The following is a 17,569-nucleotide window of genomic DNA, read 5'->3' on the forward strand; positions in this document are numbered from 1 at the left end:
AACCGAAGCCGCAGCGGTCATTCGGGTCCGGGATCGGGGCATCGGCATCCCGGCCGCCGAGCAGAAGCGCGTTTTTGAGAAGTTTCATCGCGTTCCCGATCCGAGAAACGACGGCATCGTGGGCGCGGGCTTGGGGCTGGCCCTGGCGGCCCACATCGTCGAGGCCCACGGCGGCCGGATCGAGCTGCGGAGCCGTCCCGGCGAAGGCAGCGATTTTTCCATCGTCCTGCCAATGGCGGACCGCGGATGAAACGGATCCTGATCGTCGAAGACGAGGCCGCCCTCCTCAATGGCCTCCGAGACAATCTCGAATATGAGGGCTATGAAGTCATCTCGGCTTCGAACGGGGAGACCGGGCTCCTCGCTATGCGCGAGAAACGGCCCGATCTGGCGCTTCTCGACATCATTCTGCCGAAAATGAACGGCTTCGAAGTCTGCCGCCGGGCTCGCCGCGAAGGCATCCGGGTGCCCATCCTGATGCTCACCGCGAGGGGGGAAGAAGGGGACAGGGTCCGAGGATTTGACTGCGGGGCCGATGACTACCTGACGAAGCCGTTTTCGGTACTCGAGCTCCTTGGTCGAATCAAAGCTATTTTGCGACGGACGGAGAACGGGCCGGCGCAGAATCCGCCGGAGCGGATTACCATCGGCGGGGTGGACATCGATTTCAAGCGATTTGAAGCCAGGAAAAACGGCGTCCGGTTGGAAATGTCGCGCAAGGAATTCGGGATATTGCGCCATCTGGCCGGCCGGCCAAACGAAGTCGTCGGGAGGGATGAATTGCTGAATCGAGTCTGGGGGTACGACCGTTATCCCACGACCCGAACCGTGGACAATCATATTGCCCTCTTGCGGGCCAAGATCGAGCCCGATCCCGCCCATCCCCGTTACTTGCTGACTTTTCGCGGCGTCGGGTACAAGCTGGCGCTTGAGGATTGACGCTTGTTTTCGGGCGAAGGTTTTGCGTTCCCTGGACACTGTCGTGACAATGTCGACGGGGGCCGGAGCTATATTGCGGGCGTGATTCGATATCGAAGGAGAAAGCCATGAAACCCCGAACGATGATCGGTCTCGCGCTCGTTTGTGCCCTCGGCTTCGCCGGATCGACGCTTCACGAGACGAAGCGCTGGGGGCCAAGGCTCAGCTTCAAATCGGGATCTGCTACGAAAAGCTGGGACTGCGGGAAGCCGAGAAGGCGTTCCGGCTCGTCGTCGAGAAGTACCCCCGTCAAAACCAAACCGTCGAACAAGCCAAGGACCGCTTGAACCGCTTGGCCGCGCTGGCGGCCGGGCCGGCGTCGGCTACGTCAGGCGGGCTTAGCCTACGCAAGCTCGATATGCCCGTCGGCGCGCCCTCTCCGGACGGGAAATATCTCGCCGTGCACGACGATGGAGACGATCTTTATCTCTACGAGATAGAGACCAAGCGGAAGACGCTTATCAAGTCTTCGTCGGTTGAGACGGGATTCTTAATGTATACCGTATCGTGGGCTCCGGACGGCCGGCAATTGGCTTACATTTGGAGAGCCCCCAAGCACTTCAACGAGCTTTGGATATGGATCATGGGTGCGGCCGAGCCCCGACTCGTCTGCCAAGACCTTCAGGCCGATCTCGGCAATATCGCGGGGTGGTCGCCCGATCAAAGCTGGATTTATGTCCAGTACTATGAAAAGCAGCGGAGCGCGGGCTTTCCCAAAGCCTTAGGACGGATATCCGCCGCCTCGGGCCGGCTTGAAAAGATCTGCGCCCTCGACAAGAGCCAGTTCAATATGCGGCTGTCTCCCGACGGCAAGTATCTGGCTTTCAACGTTGATCCGACGCCGCAGGATCATGAGATCCGGATCGTGACCGCGGACGGGCAAAAGCAGAGCGTGCTTTGGAAGCATCAAGGCAACGATATCTTTCTCACTTGGACCCCCGACGGGAAGTCCATTATCTATGCCAGCGTCAACATCGGTCAAAAAGAGCTTTGGCGGCTCGGCTTGGAAAACGGCCTGCCGGCGGGGCCTCCCAAGTCCATCCATTTGTTCGGTGCGAACGTTGAGTCCGTATGGCCGACCCGGACGGGGGCGCTCTTTATCAAAACGGCGCTCTCGGGCCAGGATGCCTGCACGGCCCAGATCGATCTGAATTCCGGGGAGTTGATCCGTCCCGTTCAAGTCATCGAGCCTGAAACATTGGGTTGGACCTCTTCGCCGTTTTGGTCGGCGGACGGAGGGGCGCTCGCCTATTTCTACCAGAAGGATGACGATTTGACGACTCGATTCCGGTTCGATCATCTCAAAATCAAATCCATCGCTACCGGAAGGGTCGACGAATACCGGCTCGATTTTTTGGCCGATCCCGCCAGCGGGCCGTTGCCTCGCTGGTCGGCCGACGGGAAAACGATTTTCGTTCTGGGAAAAAAGAACGACGCTCTCGGGCTTGTAGCCTACGATCTAGGAAAAAAAATGAGCCGGATTCTTCTTGAGGATCGAGACATCGCCGCGTTCGCGGCCGATGGGAAGGTCGTTTACTTGGATCGAACGACCGGGAAGAAGCCCACGGAGGCTTTCGATACTCTACTCCGTAAAGACCTCTTGACGGGGACGGAATCCGTCATTTACTCCTGTTCGGTCGGCGAGGGTATCGGACGAGTCCGGCTTTCCGGCGACGCGTCGATGATCGGTTTCTACTCAGTGGCCTTCATGGATATGGAATCCGCAGGTGTCTTCGTCATCCCGGCCGCTCCCGAAAGGACGCTGACAAAGAAGGACGCTCGTTTCTTCCGGGGCACGGTCTTCTTTGATTGGGGCCCCGCCGGAAAGGGAATACTCGTTCGCCGGCAAGTGACGGTCGAAAATCGATTGACTCTCCAGCTCGCTTATTTTCCGGAGGTTGACCCGGCCCTGAATCCCATTCCTATCGATCTAGCGGCGTTCTGGTCCACGTTGGCTTTTCACCCGGACGGAAAAACCATCGCTTTCACCCAAGCCACGAAGCGGGGCGAGTTCTGGAGCTTAACGAATTACCTGCCCCGCAAGTAATTCGGTTTAGGGGGTTATCATGAAGCTTAAACGAGACAGGGCTGGAAGTGTTTCCGGTCGAGTTTTTGCCTTGGCGGCGTTGCTTGTGATCGTCGCGTCGATTATGGCTCCAGCTGATCAAGCGGTGAACCCTAATCGGGTGAAGCCGCGGCACGCAGACGCTTACCGAACCAGAGCCCTGACTCCGGTCCTGACGATCTCCGACGACGGAGGCGGCTACTATTTTAAACGGCCATTCCTGATCGCTATAGGTCCAGACGAGTCTCTCTATGTCGCGGACGAGAATCAGCTTCTCGGCTTCGACGCCCAAGGACGATTCGTCCGGAACTATTTCCGCCGGGGACAAGGACCGGGCGAATTGAGCCGGGTCTCCGGATTCGCCGCAATCGGCGGGATGCTTGTCGTTCACAACATGTATCCCAGCAAAATCGTCCGGTTCGGACTCGACGGCAAGATCTTAGCCGATTTTCCCGTGCCCGCGAGCGGCCGATCCTATCGCTTTCGGGGAGCGTCCGGACGAACGGGGTGTCTTATCGGCTGGGGCATGCCGGATCTGCAGACCGTTCAGGGATCCGAAGCCATTCTGGATCAGCCGAATCCCATTGCGGCCGTCGATTTGGAAGGGGGTGGGCTGAAAACTTGGTCCTCTTTCCCGACCCGCGTCTTCGTGCAAAAGGCGGAAAAGGGGGGCGGCGCCATGATCCCCATGGGGAAAATCTATACCGCCATGGATGGGAAATATTTGGCCGTCTCTCATACGGACGAATACGCCATTAAAATCTTGGACCTGGAAACCGGCTCCTTGATCCGGACGATCACGCGGGACTATGCCCGAGTCAAGATCTCCCCCGAGGATCGGCGGGCGATGGAAGGCGGGCCGATGATCGGCAACAAGGTCGTTCAGCCCCCGATCCCGAAATTTGCGGCGGATATCACCGGCCTTTTTTTCCACGGCCACGAAATCTGGGCCGCCACGTCAACGAGGGTGGCGGGGAAAGGCGCACTTATCGACGTCTTCAGCCTTGATGGCACATACCTGGATTGCTTCTACCTGCAGCTTCCCGCGCCGCCCGACCGGAACGTCGAACAACCTGACCCGCAAGTCATTCAAGGGGACATTCTGGCGTCAATCGAGAGGAGCGCGGACGACGCTTATGTCGTACGAAAATACCGAATCGGGAAATAGGCGAAGGGCTACGGGCAAGGAAAAGCGGCCTTCCATCTCGCGCGCCTGATCGGGAAATCGGACGCGATGTTATTGACGGCGCGGCCGGGCCTCCGGTAGTATCCCTGCTTGACCGGGAATTTCGAAAGGACATACTTCTTATGACTTCAAGCCGCCGTCTGATCACGCTCTGCATTTTTGCCGCTCTGGCCCTCTCGATCGCGCCGAGGCCGGCCTCGGCGTCCCAGCCGCTGACCGTCTCCTCTCCCGACGGCCGCCTGACCGTCTCGCTGGCCCTAAAGGCCCTGCCCCAGCCTTATCTGCAGGGCGAGCGCGTCTACTACGCGGTCAGCTTTCAGGGCCGCCCGGTACTCGCCGATTCGCCGCTCGGGCTCGATTTCTACGGGGCCCGCCCCATGGAGACGGAATTCGAGGTGATCGCGACGGATCGGCAAGCGGCGGATTCAACTTGGGAGAACGAATTCGGCGCGCGGCGTAACGTTCGAGATCATTACAATCAGCTGACCGTATCGCTGCGCGAAACCAAGGCGCCCGGGCGCCGCGTCGACCTGATCTTTCGCGTCTTCGACGAAGGCGTCGCCTTTCGGTATTTCCTTCCCAAGCAACCGGCCCTCGATCGATTCGCCTTGTCGGCCGAGAACACCGGATTTCAATTCCTTCCCGGCGCAACCGCCTGGGCCTTGAATATGGGGCGCTTCAACACCCATAACGAAAGCGAGTACCTGCCCATCCGGCTGGATGAGATCAAGCCTTCCGAAGTCATCAACCTGCCTCTGCTCGTGCAAGCCCCCGGCGGGCCGTGGATCGCGCTCCTGGAAGCGGACTTGAACGATTACGCCAACATGTACGTGGGCGGCATCCCGGGGGCCGCCGGCGCCCTGATCAGCAAGCTTTGCCTTCCGCCGCGCAAGGAAAGCGTGGCCCGCAACATCGCCTGGACGCAGTATCACGCCATTGAACAGCCCGTCGTCGCCACGACGCCGAAATCGACCCCCTGGCGCGTGCTGATGATCGCTCCGACGCCCGGCCGGCTGATCGAGACCAGCGACATCGTCCTGAACCTTAACCCGCCTTGCGCCATCCCCGACACCTCCTGGATCAAGCCGGGACTGTCCGCCTGGGACTGGTGGACCGAAAGCTTCGCCAAGAACGTGCCCTTCAAACCCGGCATGAACACGGCGACGATGAAGCACTACATCGAGTTCGCCGGCGCCCACGGCTTTCCCTACATGCTGATCGACGGCGGTTGGCACTCGGAGAGCGTCTGCAAGCCCGTCCCCGAGATCGACATGCCCGCGCTCCTGGCACATGCCAAGCTCCATAACGTCCGGCTGGTGCTGTGGGTCGAGTGGGCCGCGCTCAACCGCGAACTCGACGCGGCCCTGGCCCTCTACGAGAAATGGGGGGTGGCCGGCATCAAGATTGACGGCCAGAACCGCGACGACCAGGAGATGGTCCGTTTCACGGCCAATTGGGTCCGGCGGGCAGCCGAGCATCATCTGCTGGTCGACCTGCACGGCGCGTACAAGGAAACCGGCCTCCGGCGGACGTATCCCAACCTGGTGGGGATCGAGGCCGTCATGGGCATGGAATACAATCTGTGGAGCGAGCGGGTCACTCCCGAGTATGACGTGACCATCCCCTTTACTCGGATGCTGGCCGGGCCGATGGATTTCACCCCCGGCGCGTTCCGCAACGCCGCCCGGGGCAAGTTCGTCGCTCGCGGGGCCGAGCCCATGTCCCAGGGGACGCGGGCCCATCAACTGGCCGCGTATGTCGTCTATGAAGCGCCGCTGGGAATGCTGGCGGACTACCCGGAAGCCTACGAAGGCCAGCCGGGGCTGGAGTTCATCGAAAAGGTGCCGACCGTCTGGGACGAGACGAAGGTTTTAAGCGGGTTCCCCGGGCAATCCATCGTCATGGCCCGGCGCAAGGGCGATCTTTGGTATCTGGGAGCTATGACCAATTGGGATGCGCGCGAGATCGCTGTCCCGCTGGCCTTTCTGGGTGCGGGCGCGTATGAAGCCCGCATCTTCGCCGACGGGCCGGACGCGGCCAGCGAAGGCACGAGCTTGAAAATTGAGATTAAAAGCGTCAAAGCGGGAGACAACTTCGGCGCGCATCTAGCGCCGGGCGGCGGACTGGCCGTCATCCTGACGCCGGCCAAGCGATAGATTCGCCGGCTCGGCTTAAGCGCGCTTCAGCCGGAGCTCGGTCGTGACACCCGCCGGCAGGCGATAGCGAACGCACCCTTCCGGGGTCGTTCCGCGGAGCGCCTCGAGGTGGACGGTTTCCTCGTGGGGCAGGACGATCTCTCCCCGGGCGTCCGGCGGCGTCGATATCGAGATCTCGCGGGCGCCGAGCTTGCCCAAAGCCTTGAACTCGACGGGGCCGCGGACGGTCCAGGCCGTGAGATCGAGATCCGCGAGATCGGCCAATTGCGGCCGGAGCTCGAAGCGGGCGAATCCGGGCTCGAGGGGCCGCAGGCCCAGAATGCTCATGTAGAGAACATAGAGCGGAGCCACGGCGCAGTGGCTCCACTGCTGGCCGGAATCGGGCACGGCCTTCCAATCCTCCTGCAGGGTGTTGTTCAGCCGGACCGAGTCCATGACCGCCCAGCGGCGGCGGAAATCATCCACGATTACGTCGGCCCGCCCGCCGGCGCCCAGGGCCCACAGCCGCCAGCCCGCGTTGGCCGGATAGGAGAATCCCATTTCCGGGGGGCATTCGGCCAGGGCCTTGAGGGCGGCCCGGGTCTGTCCGCCGGGGCATTGATCGAAGAGGACGGACGTAGCCAGGGAACGGTCGCAGAGCCGGATGCCCCTCTCTTCGGCCAGCCAAGGCTGGTTGACGACGAAGAGGCCGAGATCCGCCCGCCAGAAGGCCTTGACCGCCGCTTCCCGCAGTCCGCGGCCGAGCTTGACCGCCTCGTCCGCCCGGTTACTCTCGCCGCAGGCCCGGGCTAGGGGCGCCAGCGCGTGCTCCATGGCGGCGGCCGTGAATAGATTGAAGGCGCACTTTTTGTGTTTCTGTTTTTGATAGGCGACGTGGTCCATCCAGACCGAAGGGATGCCTAGGGACTCCACGGGCAACAGGCCGTCGGGGCCGCGCAGGCTTTCTAGATAGCGGGCGAACCGCAGGAGCCGCGGGTAGGCTTCGCGCACCGCCTCCAAGTCGCCGCTGTATAGATAGTGGTGCCAAGCGTCGAAAGCAAACTCGACGCCGTGATCGAGGATCGGCCCCCACCCGGTCAGATCGAGCTGGCGCTCCATCAGGCGGGCCAGGCGGTCGTAGGCCGGCCAACAATCCAGGAAAAATCCGTCTTTGGTTAAGCCTTGGCTGAAGGTGGCCAGGAAGCGGGCCGGAAGCCGCGTTTCGCCGAAGGCCAGAAAGACGCCCTTCAGTTGATGGGCCCCGTCGCCGCTGTACTGCTGGCGCTCGCGGGCCATGCCGTCTACACAGGTCTCCTGGGCGCTGTTGCGGAGGGTGTTGATGTTGGCGTCCATCAGCCGCTGCAGGGCTGGCTCGCCGATCAGAATCCGGGGCTCATGGGGCCAGGGGAACTCCCGCCGCCGGACGCCGATGTCCTTGACGCGAACTGTCCCTTTGGCGCCATGGATGTGAAGCTGCAGCCAGCGCAGGCTCTCGAAATCGAACGTTTCGAAGGCGTTGACCCCTTCCGCGCAGATGAATCGGGTCCAGGAATCGAAGTGGGAATTGATGAGGGCCGGGCCGCCCAACTGGTGAGCTTCATGGACGAGAAGCTCGACCACCGTGCCGGTGGGCGCCTCGATCGTGAAGCGGGGCCATCCGACAACCTGCTCCTCGAATTCGAAGGTCAGGACTTGGCCGCGGACGCCGTCAAGGACGGCAGCCCATTGGCCGGGCGCAGACTCCGTGACGTCGCCGCCCGGCTCGGCTTTAAATGCGTCCGGCACCCGGCATTCGAAGTATTCCTCTACCGGGCGCTTCCATTCCAACCGGTAGGTTTCGGCCAGCCCCTTAATAGGCACGAAGGATTCGCGCATCATGGGAATGGACCGAGGGCGAAGCTCCGCGCGCGCCGGGTCGGCGGCGATGTCCGTCTGGTATTCGTAGAAGTCGGTGCAGACGCTGGGTTTATTGGGCGATCCCGCCAGCGGCATGGCCGGCAGCCAGTCCGGACCCGGCTGGAATCCGGCTTCGGCCCAGCCGCGGGGATAGAGCCGGGCATCGAACTCCTCCTGCAGAGCGCGCAGATACCAGCGCTTGTAATGTCCGGGGCGCCAAGCCCGGCACAGATGGGCCTGCCAGGATGGATCCGAAACAATCGTTTCCATCCGGCCGTCGGCGGACTCGATCTCCAGCCGGAAAAGAAAGCCCGGCTTGCCGCACGGCCAGGTTCCGTCGCCCTGGCCGTAATAGAGAACCGTCGCGCCGAGGACGTTTTCCCCCGGCTTGAGGAGGGCGGTCAGGTCGAGCGGGTCGGCTTCCATCCAGCGTGGATCGGAAGGCGGGGGGCCCCATTGGACGCGTTCGCCGTTAACTTGCAGATGGTAGCGGCTGTCGGCGCAGATCCAGCCGGCGGCGCGCCGTGGGGCGGCGTCCAGGCGCAAACCGCGCCGGAACAAAACGAACGTGTTCTGCAGACAGCGTCCGCTCGGGTACCAGATCCAACGGGCCGGCTCGAGGTCCGGCAGCTTGAGCGCTGCCTCGGGAATAACGGGCGGGTCGGAGAATGCTCCCGGGAGCGGCCCGGTCGGGCCCGGTGTCGAGGGCGATCGCCAATGGGCGGCGGCGCCTCCGGCCAGTGCGGAATCACGAATGAATTGGCGTCGGTTCATGATTTTTCCTCAATGCGTGCTACGCCGGTACGACAGCCAGATGGCCCCCGGCTTGGACGGAATCCGGACGGGAACTCCCTCCTCCATCAGTTCAGCCCCGGTATGGCTCGCGGTCGTGCCGGCGTCGGGATCGGTCACTTCGTAGGCCGCCGCGCGATCCAATCCATGCAGCTTGAAGCGCCGCTCGTCGTCCGGACAGTCTTTGCGCCGGAAGGCAGCGACGGTACCGCCGCCTTTCTCCGGGCTGTCGAACTGGAAGGCCATCCAGGCCGATTCCGCGTGAGTATAGGGGGTGAGCGGGTAATAATCGCCGAGCAGATAGTCCTGGATCGTGCGGAAGTTCGCGACTTCGCGGCGGATGCGATCGTAATCGTCGCCCGTCTTCCGCATGTCGTGGCCGATTCTCCAGGCCGGGCAGATGGTGCTGCGCAGGAGGTAGATGTCGTCCGTTCCCGCCCCGGAGCCGTACCAGGGAAGCCAAAATGAGAGCCCGTAGGTGTGGGCCTGGTGGGCGACGGCGCTGGCCGTGAAATCGCTGCGCAGGAGCGGTGCCGCCCGCCGCAGGGTCTCCAAATCGTTGCGCCGTCCTCCCGAGGCGCAGGTATCGATCCAGCGGTCCGGATCGCGTCGCAGCAGCTCGTCCCAGTAGGCCAGCAGGCCGGTGACGTAGTGATTCTCGGTCAGGCCCTGCCGGTCCGGCGGATCGCTGGCCCGCCAGTAGGCCAGCGGGCTGATGTTGAAGTCCGTCCGCAGGACGTCGATGCCGCCGGACTTGAACATCGCGTCGAGGTAGTCGACGAGCCAGGCCCGGGCTGCGGGATCGCCCAGGTTCAGAATCCGGCTGTCGTCGGGGCCGAGCTTCAGCGGCGTTTTGGTCGCGACGGGGCGGGGGAGGAGCCACTCGGCGTGATGCGTCGCCAGCCACGAGCCCATGGCCACCCGCTCGGGCTCGAACCAGAGCACGAACTTCATCCCGGCGGCGTGGGCCTTGTCGGCGACCTCGCGCATGCCTCGCGGGAAGCGGACCGGGTCGGGCGTCCAGGTGCCGACGCCGTCCCACCAATCCTTGTTGGGATACCAGCCCGCGTCCAGGATCCAGGCGTCTAGCCGGATGCGCTCCCGGACGAAGCCGTCGATCATGGCCGTCTCCTCCGCGGCCAGCGGTTTCAAGTTGCCGTAGCAGGCGTCGAAGCGGGCCGGGAGGGGCTTGCCGCCGGGGCGGGGCAGGTTGTGGGCGATCATCCAGCGCCGCCAGATGTTCTGCGATCGGAGCCGATCCCCGCCGCTCCAGAACTGCAGGACGATGAGCGGGGTGCGCGCCTCCTCGCCCGGTTCGAGAGAGAAACGGGTCTGCTCCTGCCCGGCCCGAAACCGCAGGCCGTTCGTCTGATCGCGCTGAAACAGGGACGTCCATTGCCCCGGCCAGCCGACCGCCGCGATGACCCCGCCGCCCGGCCACTCGATGTTGAAATAGGACATGTCGCTGTTGGTGGGGCGACCGCCGGCGGCGCCGATGCGCTTTTCCTCGCCCGGCCCGAGCACGGTTTGGAGCGGCTCGAAATCATTGGCCTGGTTGGGACTGCCGACGGCATGATGCAGAAGATACTCTCTGCCGGAGACGTTGAGGAAAGCGAAATCGGCGGCCTGCAGATCTTCGATGAGCGGGCTTTTGGCCGAGCCGCCGTTGCGAAGATAGACCGTCCATTCCACGGTCGGGAAGTCCGCATATTCCACGCCGACACAGCGAACCTCCAGCCCCGTTTTCGGATCGGTATAGCGGAGCGTCCGCTCCAGCCGCTCGCGGTCGATCGTCCGCGAGGATCGTTCCAACTTCCAGGACGGCAATAATTTTGCTGAACGCTTGCCGCCGAAGACGAAGGAAAACGGCGGCGCCGGCTCGGGCACCGGGCCGGAAGAGGGCGTCGTTTGGGCTTGCTTTTCGCCCCAGAATCGGGCGGCCGCCCAAGCATGCGCCGCAATCTTTTCGACGTCATTGGGACGGGTCTGCTCCAGGGCGGGGAAGGAATCGCTCGGGCCCGCCTCCCCTAGGATGGAGACCGGGCCGAGCAGGCCCGATTCCAGGAGCGAGGTCGTCTTGGTGATCATGTCGAAGCGGAAGGCGTCGTGGGTGACGGTGACGCGCTTGTCTTTGGGCAGGCTGAGGTCGCCGATGACCCGGTTGGCCCAGAGGTTGACGACGTCGATCTCCAGGGCGTTGCCGGTCGGGCGGACCGCGTCGGTGACGTCGACGCGCCAGGGGGGCGTCCATAGGACGCCCAGCGAACGGCCGTTCAAGCGGATATCGGCCACGTCCTTGACCGCGCCGAGATCGAGATAGAGGCGCTTCTTGGCCGCCGTCGCCGCCGCAGGCTCCAGATCGAACGTCTTGCGATAAGTCGCCTTGCCGGAGTAGTGCTTGATGCCCTCCTCCGGGCGCCGCGTCCAGCTGACGAGCTCCGGGAATTCGGCCGACTCCGGTCCGCCCCAGCGCGGGTCGAATCCGACTTTCCATGCGCCTGCGATTTCCTGCGCCGGGACGAGCGCGGGGAAATTGCCCGACGCTTTTCCCGATTTCCCTGCCGCGACCGGCTTGCGGAAGACGACGAACAGCGACTGCATGGGAGCGAATTCAAGAGGGACGACGGTCCGGCCGCCGTCCGGACGGAAGGCCGCGGCGTCCCGGATGCTTCCGCTGACCGGATCCCAAATTTCCGGCTGCTTGCCTTCCACGCGGAAGGCGCATTCCCGGGACATCGGGCGCCCGCTTCGGCTGGAGACGAAGTAGATATCGGCGTCTTTGGACGTGCGATGGATGAAATCAAGATTAGATGCCCCGGACTGTGTCCGGGGAGAGATGTCGAAATCCGGCTCCACTCCGTCCTTCTCCAATATCTCGCGCGGCGTCCTGCCCCAAATCACCCGGCCGAGGCCGTATTTGTGTTCGGTAACGACCTTCCCGTCGCAGTCGCCCCAGACCTCGTCGGCGATGGCCCGGATTTCCTCATCGGCGCGCGGGTAGTCCTTGAGGCCGGAGGCCTTCTCCGGCTTGGACCCGACGACGGTTGCCCCGGCCCGGACGAGATCGCGGATCTTTCGCGCCGCTTCGATCGGCATCGAGCGGGAGGGAATGGGCGAGACGGGCAGAGACAGCGCATCGCCGATCGTTTTGGAGATTTCGGGGGACGGCGAGGTGCAGTTCCGCAGGACGAGAAGCCGGTAGCTCAATCCGTCGGGAAGGACGATGCGGCCGTTGGCGACCGACATCCGGGTCAGAAGGGCTTCGGTGTTGAGGTAATCGTAGTCATAACCCGGGCCGAGGTCCGGATCCTCGGCCTTGGGCGGGGCGATGAGGGGAGGCCGGTCGCCCAGGTAATAGGCGACGTCGCCGGCGAACACGCCCTGTTGGAGTATGAATTGGCAGCGCGCGAGATAAGTGAAGAAGGCCGGGGACTGCTCCCACCAGGTGCTGTTGGGGTTCCAATGCTGGCCGGCGCAAAACTCGTAGCCGGGCTTGCCGTCCGAGGGCGGCTGGCAGGTGGCCTGGTGGAGCATGACGGAGTTGATCCCCTCGCCGAAGGCGGTGTCGATGTAAGGCTTGAGGTCGGCCGGCGACAGCGACCAGTGGGTCCGGTCGCGCTCCTGCTGGGTGAACGACTCGGCCATGGCCTGGGGCTTACCGTAAATGTGAGCGGCGGAAGCGGTCTGCTTGAGGTTGAGCCGCATATAGGGATCCGCGTTGTAGCCGCCGGGATAATCGAAATGGCCGTTGACCCAGAACTCGCCGGTCGGCAGGTCACAGCGACCGCCGTTTTTCAGCGAGTCCATGGGCGGGAGGTTGCCCGGGCCGGCCGCCTCGCTGCCCATGCGGACACCACGTTGATGGCACAGCTCGGCGAAATGGCCGTAGAAGTTCTCGGCCAGGCAGTCTTCGATGGTCCGGTCGAAATCCTCCTTGAACCGGGCCGTGATGTCGGCGCTGCCGACGATGCGCCCGGCCAGGGCCGGGAGATACGGCTTCAGATCGTAGCCGCGAAACCGGAGAAATTGAGCCGGAAAATCCTGCGTCCAGGTCAGCTTGCCGCACTCCCAGCTGTCCGACCAGAGATAGTCCAGCTTGCCGCCCGCCTTGGCCGCCTCGTCCAGGACAACTTGGCCGAGATGCTCGAAATGATCGTCGAGCGAAGCGGGATTGAGATAGTCGATCTGATAACCGGCTCCCTCGGCGAATGTGTCGCCTTTGGGATAAGGATCCCAACGGCTGCCGGTCAGCGTATAGCCCGTCCGCAGGATGGTCCACGTCCCGGCCGGGACGTCCCATTCGAATCGGCCGCCCGCGCCCATGCGAGCGGTCACGTCGACGATCGAACCAGGATCTATCGCCTGGGAAGCGCTGTCAGGAAAGGCCTGGACCCAGACGTCCACATAATAGCCGTCAACGGTCGGCGGCGCTGGCAAAACGCTTTGGAATTTCTTCGGGCCGCGGACCTTGATCTCGGACTGGACGACCTTCTTCATGGCGTTGTCCGGTGTCACCCAGGGCCCGATCATCACCCAGCCTCCGGCCAGGTTGAAGCCCATCTCCAGCTTCAGGCGCTTGGCTTCCTTGACGGCGTGGCGAAAAAGCTCGCGCCACTCGGGCCCGAGGAATTTGACGCCCGGCAATGGTTCTTTCCCCGCGTAGCCGCCGGTGCAAATCAGGTTGACGCCCTGGAAACCTTTGGCTTTGAACTCCTCGAGGTCGCGGGTGATGCCGGCTTTGTCGACCCGGTTGAACAGCCACCACCAATAGACGCGGGGCTTGGCCGAATCGGGAGGGTTCAGAAAACCCTTTTCGAGCCCGGGCGCGGCGGGCTTGCAGGCCGCCAAGCAGGAGATCAAAGCGAGGGCAGCGAGAGCCGCCGCCCACGGCCGCCGGATGCGGATGAGATGGCGAAGGCGGCGTTGGTTTGTCGAAGGGGCCATGGCGGACTCTCCTGTGCGGGCCGGATTGACCGGACTATATCTCCCCGGTCGGAATCGCGTCAAGGCGCGGATCCTTGACACAAATCCGCGGCTGGGCATAACATCTTCCCGCATTCCCGGCCGCACTTTCCAGACGCGACGATCGCGAAGCCGGAGCCCTGAAGGAGAGACATGAAACGCTCGATGCCCCGTTGGCCGTTGGTTGTTCTTCCCCTGGCCCTGATGATGACCGTTGCGTCCGGGCCTGCCGGCGCCGGTGAGGACGCGGTCAGGGTCAAGGTCTATGCCGATCCGCTCCACGGCGGCCGTATCAGCCCGATGCTCTATGGCGGCTTCGTCGAGCTGCTCGACGATCTCGTGCCCGGGATGTGGGCCGAGATGCTCGGCGACCGCGGCTTCGAAGGCCTGCTCCCGACATCCAATTGGGATTACTTCCGGGGCGAGCCCAACCTCTGCGACCGCGATTGGGACAAGAGCCCCGACTGGACTTTTGACGCCGACCGGCCGTTCAACGACAAGCAGTCCTGCCGGCTGACCGTTCCCCCAAGCCGCGCCGCCCTGCTGTCGCAGGGCCAGATGGCCGTCCGCAAGGGCCGGGCGTATTTGTTCGCCGGATATATCCGCAGCGATGCGCCTCCCGCCGGGATACGCATTGCGTTCAAGGCCCTGCTTCCGGACGAAACCTGGACCGTGCTCGCGTCCTCCATTCTCCCTCTGGCCGAAAAGGGATGGCGCAGGGTCACCGCCCGTCTGATTTCGGCCGGCACGACCGACCGGGCGGTTTTCGAAATCGAAGCCCGCGGCGCCGGGCAAGTCTGGCTGGACCAGCTCTCGCTCATGCCCGAGGACAACATCGACGGCTGGCGGCGGGATGTCGTCGAGGCCATGAAGGAGATGGCGCCGCCCATCGTCCGCTGGGGCGGCTCGACGATCGATCCGGGGCCGTACCGCTGGAGCGACGCCGTCGGTGACCGCGACCACCGGGCGTCCTTCATTAACCGGGTCTGGGGCCGCCGCGACACGAACGACGTCGGAGTCGAGGAATTCGTGCGCCTTTGCCGGGCTGCCGGAACGGAGCCCCTCGTCTGCGTCAGCCTCGGCGACGGAGTGGCCAGCGCCCGCCGCATGGTTGAATACCTTAACGGTCCGGCCGATTCCGAGGGAGGCCGGCAGCGGGCGGCGAACGGACGCCCCGAGCCGTATGGGGTCAAGTACTGGCAGGTCGGAAACGAGATCGATGCCCCCGGATATATCGGCAGCCTCGTGGAATTCGCCCGCGCCGTCCGGGCCGCCGACCCGAACGCCGTCGTCCTGTCGTCTTTCCCGACTAAGGAGATCATCGAGACCGCGGGCCCGGATCTCCAGATCGTCGCCCCCCACTACTACCAGGCCGACCTGGACGGCGTGGACGCCGACCTCAGCAAGATCGAAGGCTGGATCAGGGAATCCGCCGGCCGCGATCGGATCCGGATCGGGGTTACGGAGTGGAACATCGATGCCGGGAACTGGGGCCTTGGCCGGGGCAAGCTGAACAGCCTCGGCTGCGCCATCTTCGAAGCCCGGTTTCTCAACGTCCTCCACCGCCACAGCGAGTCCGTAGCCCTGGCCTGCCGGTCAAACATGACCAATAGCTTCTCCGGCGGTACCATCCAGACGAACGCGGCCGGCCTCTACCGGACGCCGGGCTTCCTGGTCATGTCGCTCTTCCGGGCCCATACTCGGCCGATCCCGTTGCGACTGGCGGCCGACCTGCCGGCCGCCCTGGACGTCACGGCCTGCGCCTCGGAGGACAAGGCCGGCGTCACGATCTTCGCCGTGAATCCCAAGAAAGAGCCCGTTCGTCTCGTCCTCGACTTGACGGATCTCGGGCCTGGCTTCGGCATCCGGGGAGGGGAGGTCGTCAAGGACGCCCAAGACAGGCGCCAAATCGACATCATCAACGGCTTCGCCGACCCCCGCAGGGTAGTCAAGGTGAAGCTCGAACGGGATTCCGGAAACGTCGTCACGATCCCGGCCCTCTCGATCGCCGCGATCGATTGCGGCAAAAATTAAGGATCATTTCCCAATTCCGGGAAGTCAACGCGGTTCGGGGTATCGGCCAACGGCGAAATTGCAAGGCCGGCGCCTTTTTCCATAGTTCTCTGAGGGAACCTGGCTCTAGCCAGGCGCCGAGGGCTGTTTGAGCACGCGATGATCCAACGAAATCGAAAGAGAGTGGGTGGTCAAGAAGACCGGGTGATCTGGAATGCGCAGTTCCGAGGCGCCGAAGAGAACTGTGGGAAAAGGCGAGAAGAGGCCGAAGCCGCCGGGACGATACTCCGAACCGCATTTCCCGGGATTGGGAAATGGACTTTTTTGCTAGCTATTTCATCTTCGGGTCTTGGCCGGGCCCGCCGGTAGCCTTGAATTTCGGGATGCGCTCCTCTGCCGGCGGAAGAGCCGGGAATTTCCCGTGCGGGTCTTTCTGGTACCAATAAGCCACCGAATAGAAGTTGTCGGAGCGCAGGTTGGCGTGGCCGTCCTCGATCGTGACCTTGATCGATCGGCGGAAGCGCACCGGCGCCTCCAGGTGGAAACGATAGTGTGAAAACCTGGACCCGGGCTCCCACTGGTGGAATTCCGTCAGGCCGATGAGGGGAAACGAGTAGAGCGACGAGAATCCCCAAGCCCCGTTGAAATAATCCTCGCCGCCGGTGCCGTGGATGCGCGGCTCGGCCTCGTCGTCGATCCAGATCATCTCGTCGCCCTCGTTCCAGCCTCCCCATTGGTTTTGGAACACGGAAAGCGTCAGGCCGACGAATTGGCCGTCGCCGCGCGTCTCGAGAAAGACATAGTTGCCCGCCCCCGACGGATTGAGCCAGCGGGGGTCGCGACGCGCTTCGCTGAAATCGTTGCCGTAAAAGTTGCCCTGGTACCAGCCCCGGTTCGGCGCCGCTTGGCGGTACTGGGCGTGGAAATAGGCCGTCTCGGGCGGAAGCGCGGGCAGCTTGACCCAATCGATGTTCCAGTAGAAATCCGTGATCTCCTGATGTCCTTCGTTGCTGACCGTGATGCGGCCGCGGCGGGCGAACGGCATCGGGAAGTAGGCGTTGAGAGCCTTGTCCGGGGCCACGGTCAGGAGAGCCGAATGGAAGACGGTGTACGTGCCCAATCCCAGGCCGAAGAAATCCCCAATGGGCGCTTCGACGCTGGGCTCCGCCTCGCCGTCCCAATACATCCGCAGTACGACCTTCTTCAGGTGATAGGCCTCTCCCGTGGCCATCGTGATCCAAAGGTGCCGGATCTCGCCCGGCCCGGCCTCGTCGTAAAGCTCCAGGGTTTGGCCGGCTTTCAAAGACCGGTAATCTCCGTTAGAGCCCGTTCGGTCGAAGCTCGAGGCGCGCCGCGATTCGTAGTCGCCGAGCTTCGTCAGCGAGCCGACTGGGAATTGGGCCGTGAGGCCCTTGGCCAAGAATAGGACGGCGATAAAAAGAGGCCGCGCTTTGAGCATGGTTTTCTCCTGCGGCGAATGGTATGTCCGAGACGGCCTCTGAATCAAGGCTTGCGCCGCGCCTTGACTCCCGCCTTTCGCCC

9 protein-coding genes are annotated in these 17,569 nt (G+C 63.5%); 6 read left to right on the forward strand and 3 right to left on the reverse strand.

Annotation, left to right across the window (positions count from 1 at the left end):
• The 5 genes from NTZ26_11850 to NTZ26_11870 form a co-directional block, all read left to right on the forward strand.
• The coding region (locus NTZ26_11850; GenBank protein ID MCX6561190.1) for a sensor histidine kinase at positions 1-250 on the forward strand (250 nt) is incomplete at its 5' end.
• Positions 247-939: a response regulator transcription factor gene (locus tag NTZ26_11855; protein ID MCX6561191.1), complete on the forward strand. Its 693-nt coding sequence runs from the start codon at positions 247-249 to the stop codon at positions 937-939. The genes NTZ26_11850 and NTZ26_11855, both read left to right, overlap by 4 nt.
• Before the next feature lie 142 nt (positions 940-1,081).
• The gene (locus tag NTZ26_11860) at positions 1,082-3,025 is read left to right on the forward strand and encodes a hypothetical protein (protein ID MCX6561192.1); all 1,944 of its coding nucleotides are present in this window, start codon (positions 1,082-1,084) and stop codon (positions 3,023-3,025) included.
• A gap of 124 nt (positions 3,026-3,149) precedes the next feature.
• Positions 3,150-4,211 carry a 6-bladed beta-propeller gene (locus NTZ26_11865; protein ID MCX6561193.1) on the forward strand — a complete coding sequence of 354 codons (1,062 nt, stop codon included), beginning with the start codon at positions 3,150-3,152 and terminating at the stop codon, positions 4,209-4,211.
• 140 nt (positions 4,212-4,351) lie between these two features.
• Complete coding sequence (locus tag NTZ26_11870; GenBank protein ID MCX6561194.1) at positions 4,352-6,385, forward strand: glycoside hydrolase family 97 protein; 2,034 nt, start codon at positions 4,352-4,354, stop codon at positions 6,383-6,385.
• Between the two features lie 15 nt (positions 6,386-6,400).
• On the opposite strand, the gene NTZ26_11875 is transcribed toward NTZ26_11870, so the two are convergent.
• Together NTZ26_11875 and NTZ26_11880 are read right to left on the reverse strand one after the other, a co-directional pair.
• Positions 6,401-9,034 (reverse strand): alpha-L-rhamnosidase N-terminal domain-containing protein, encoded by a 2,634-nt coding sequence (locus NTZ26_11875; protein ID MCX6561195.1) that lies wholly within the window; start codon positions 9,032-9,034, stop codon positions 6,401-6,403.
• Between the two features lie 9 nt (positions 9,035-9,043).
• On the reverse strand, positions 9,044-13,996 hold the full coding sequence (locus tag NTZ26_11880) for a glycosyl hydrolase (protein MCX6561196.1): 4,953 nt from the start codon (positions 13,994-13,996) through the stop codon (positions 9,044-9,046).
• Between the two features lie 171 nt (positions 13,997-14,167).
• Here NTZ26_11880 and NTZ26_11885 point away from each other — a divergent pair, with 171 nt between their 5' ends.
• Positions 14,168-16,048: a hypothetical protein gene (locus tag NTZ26_11885; GenBank protein ID MCX6561197.1), complete on the forward strand. Its 1,881-nt coding sequence runs from the start codon at positions 14,168-14,170 to the stop codon at positions 16,046-16,048.
• Between the two features lie 310 nt (positions 16,049-16,358).
• Here NTZ26_11885 and NTZ26_11890 read toward each other — a convergent pair whose 3' ends face one another.
• The gene (locus NTZ26_11890; GenBank protein ID MCX6561198.1) at positions 16,359-17,486 is read right to left on the reverse strand and encodes a DUF2961 domain-containing protein; all 1,128 of its coding nucleotides are present in this window, start codon (positions 17,484-17,486) and stop codon (positions 16,359-16,361) included.
• Positions 17,487-17,569 lie beyond the last annotated feature (83 nt).

The organism is Candidatus Aminicenantes bacterium, from assembly GCA_026393855.1.
Classification (GTDB): domain Bacteria; phylum Acidobacteriota; class Aminicenantia; order Aminicenantales; family UBA4085; genus UBA4085.

What these genes read in the sequence shown, in the direction of transcription:
- NTZ26_11885 (MCX6561197.1), top strand. Translation starts at nt 14,168, where the DNA reads ATGAAACGCTCGATGCCCCGTTGGCCGTTGGTTGTTCTTCCCCTGGCC.
- NTZ26_11875 (MCX6561195.1), bottom strand. Translation starts at nt 9,034, where the DNA reads ATGAACCGACGCCAATTCATTCGTGATTCCGCACTGGCCGGAGGCGCC.
- NTZ26_11890 (MCX6561198.1), bottom strand. Translation starts at nt 17,486, where the DNA reads ATGCTCAAAGCGCGGCCTCTTTTTATCGCCGTCCTATTCTTGGCCAAG.
- NTZ26_11870 (MCX6561194.1), top strand. Translation starts at nt 4,352, where the DNA reads ATGACTTCAAGCCGCCGTCTGATCACGCTCTGCATTTTTGCCGCTCTG.
- NTZ26_11880 (MCX6561196.1), bottom strand. Translation starts at nt 13,996, where the DNA reads ATGGCCCCTTCGACAAACCAACGCCGCCTTCGCCATCTCATCCGCATC.
- NTZ26_11855 (MCX6561191.1), top strand. Translation starts at nt 247, where the DNA reads ATGAAACGGATCCTGATCGTCGAAGACGAGGCCGCCCTCCTCAATGGC.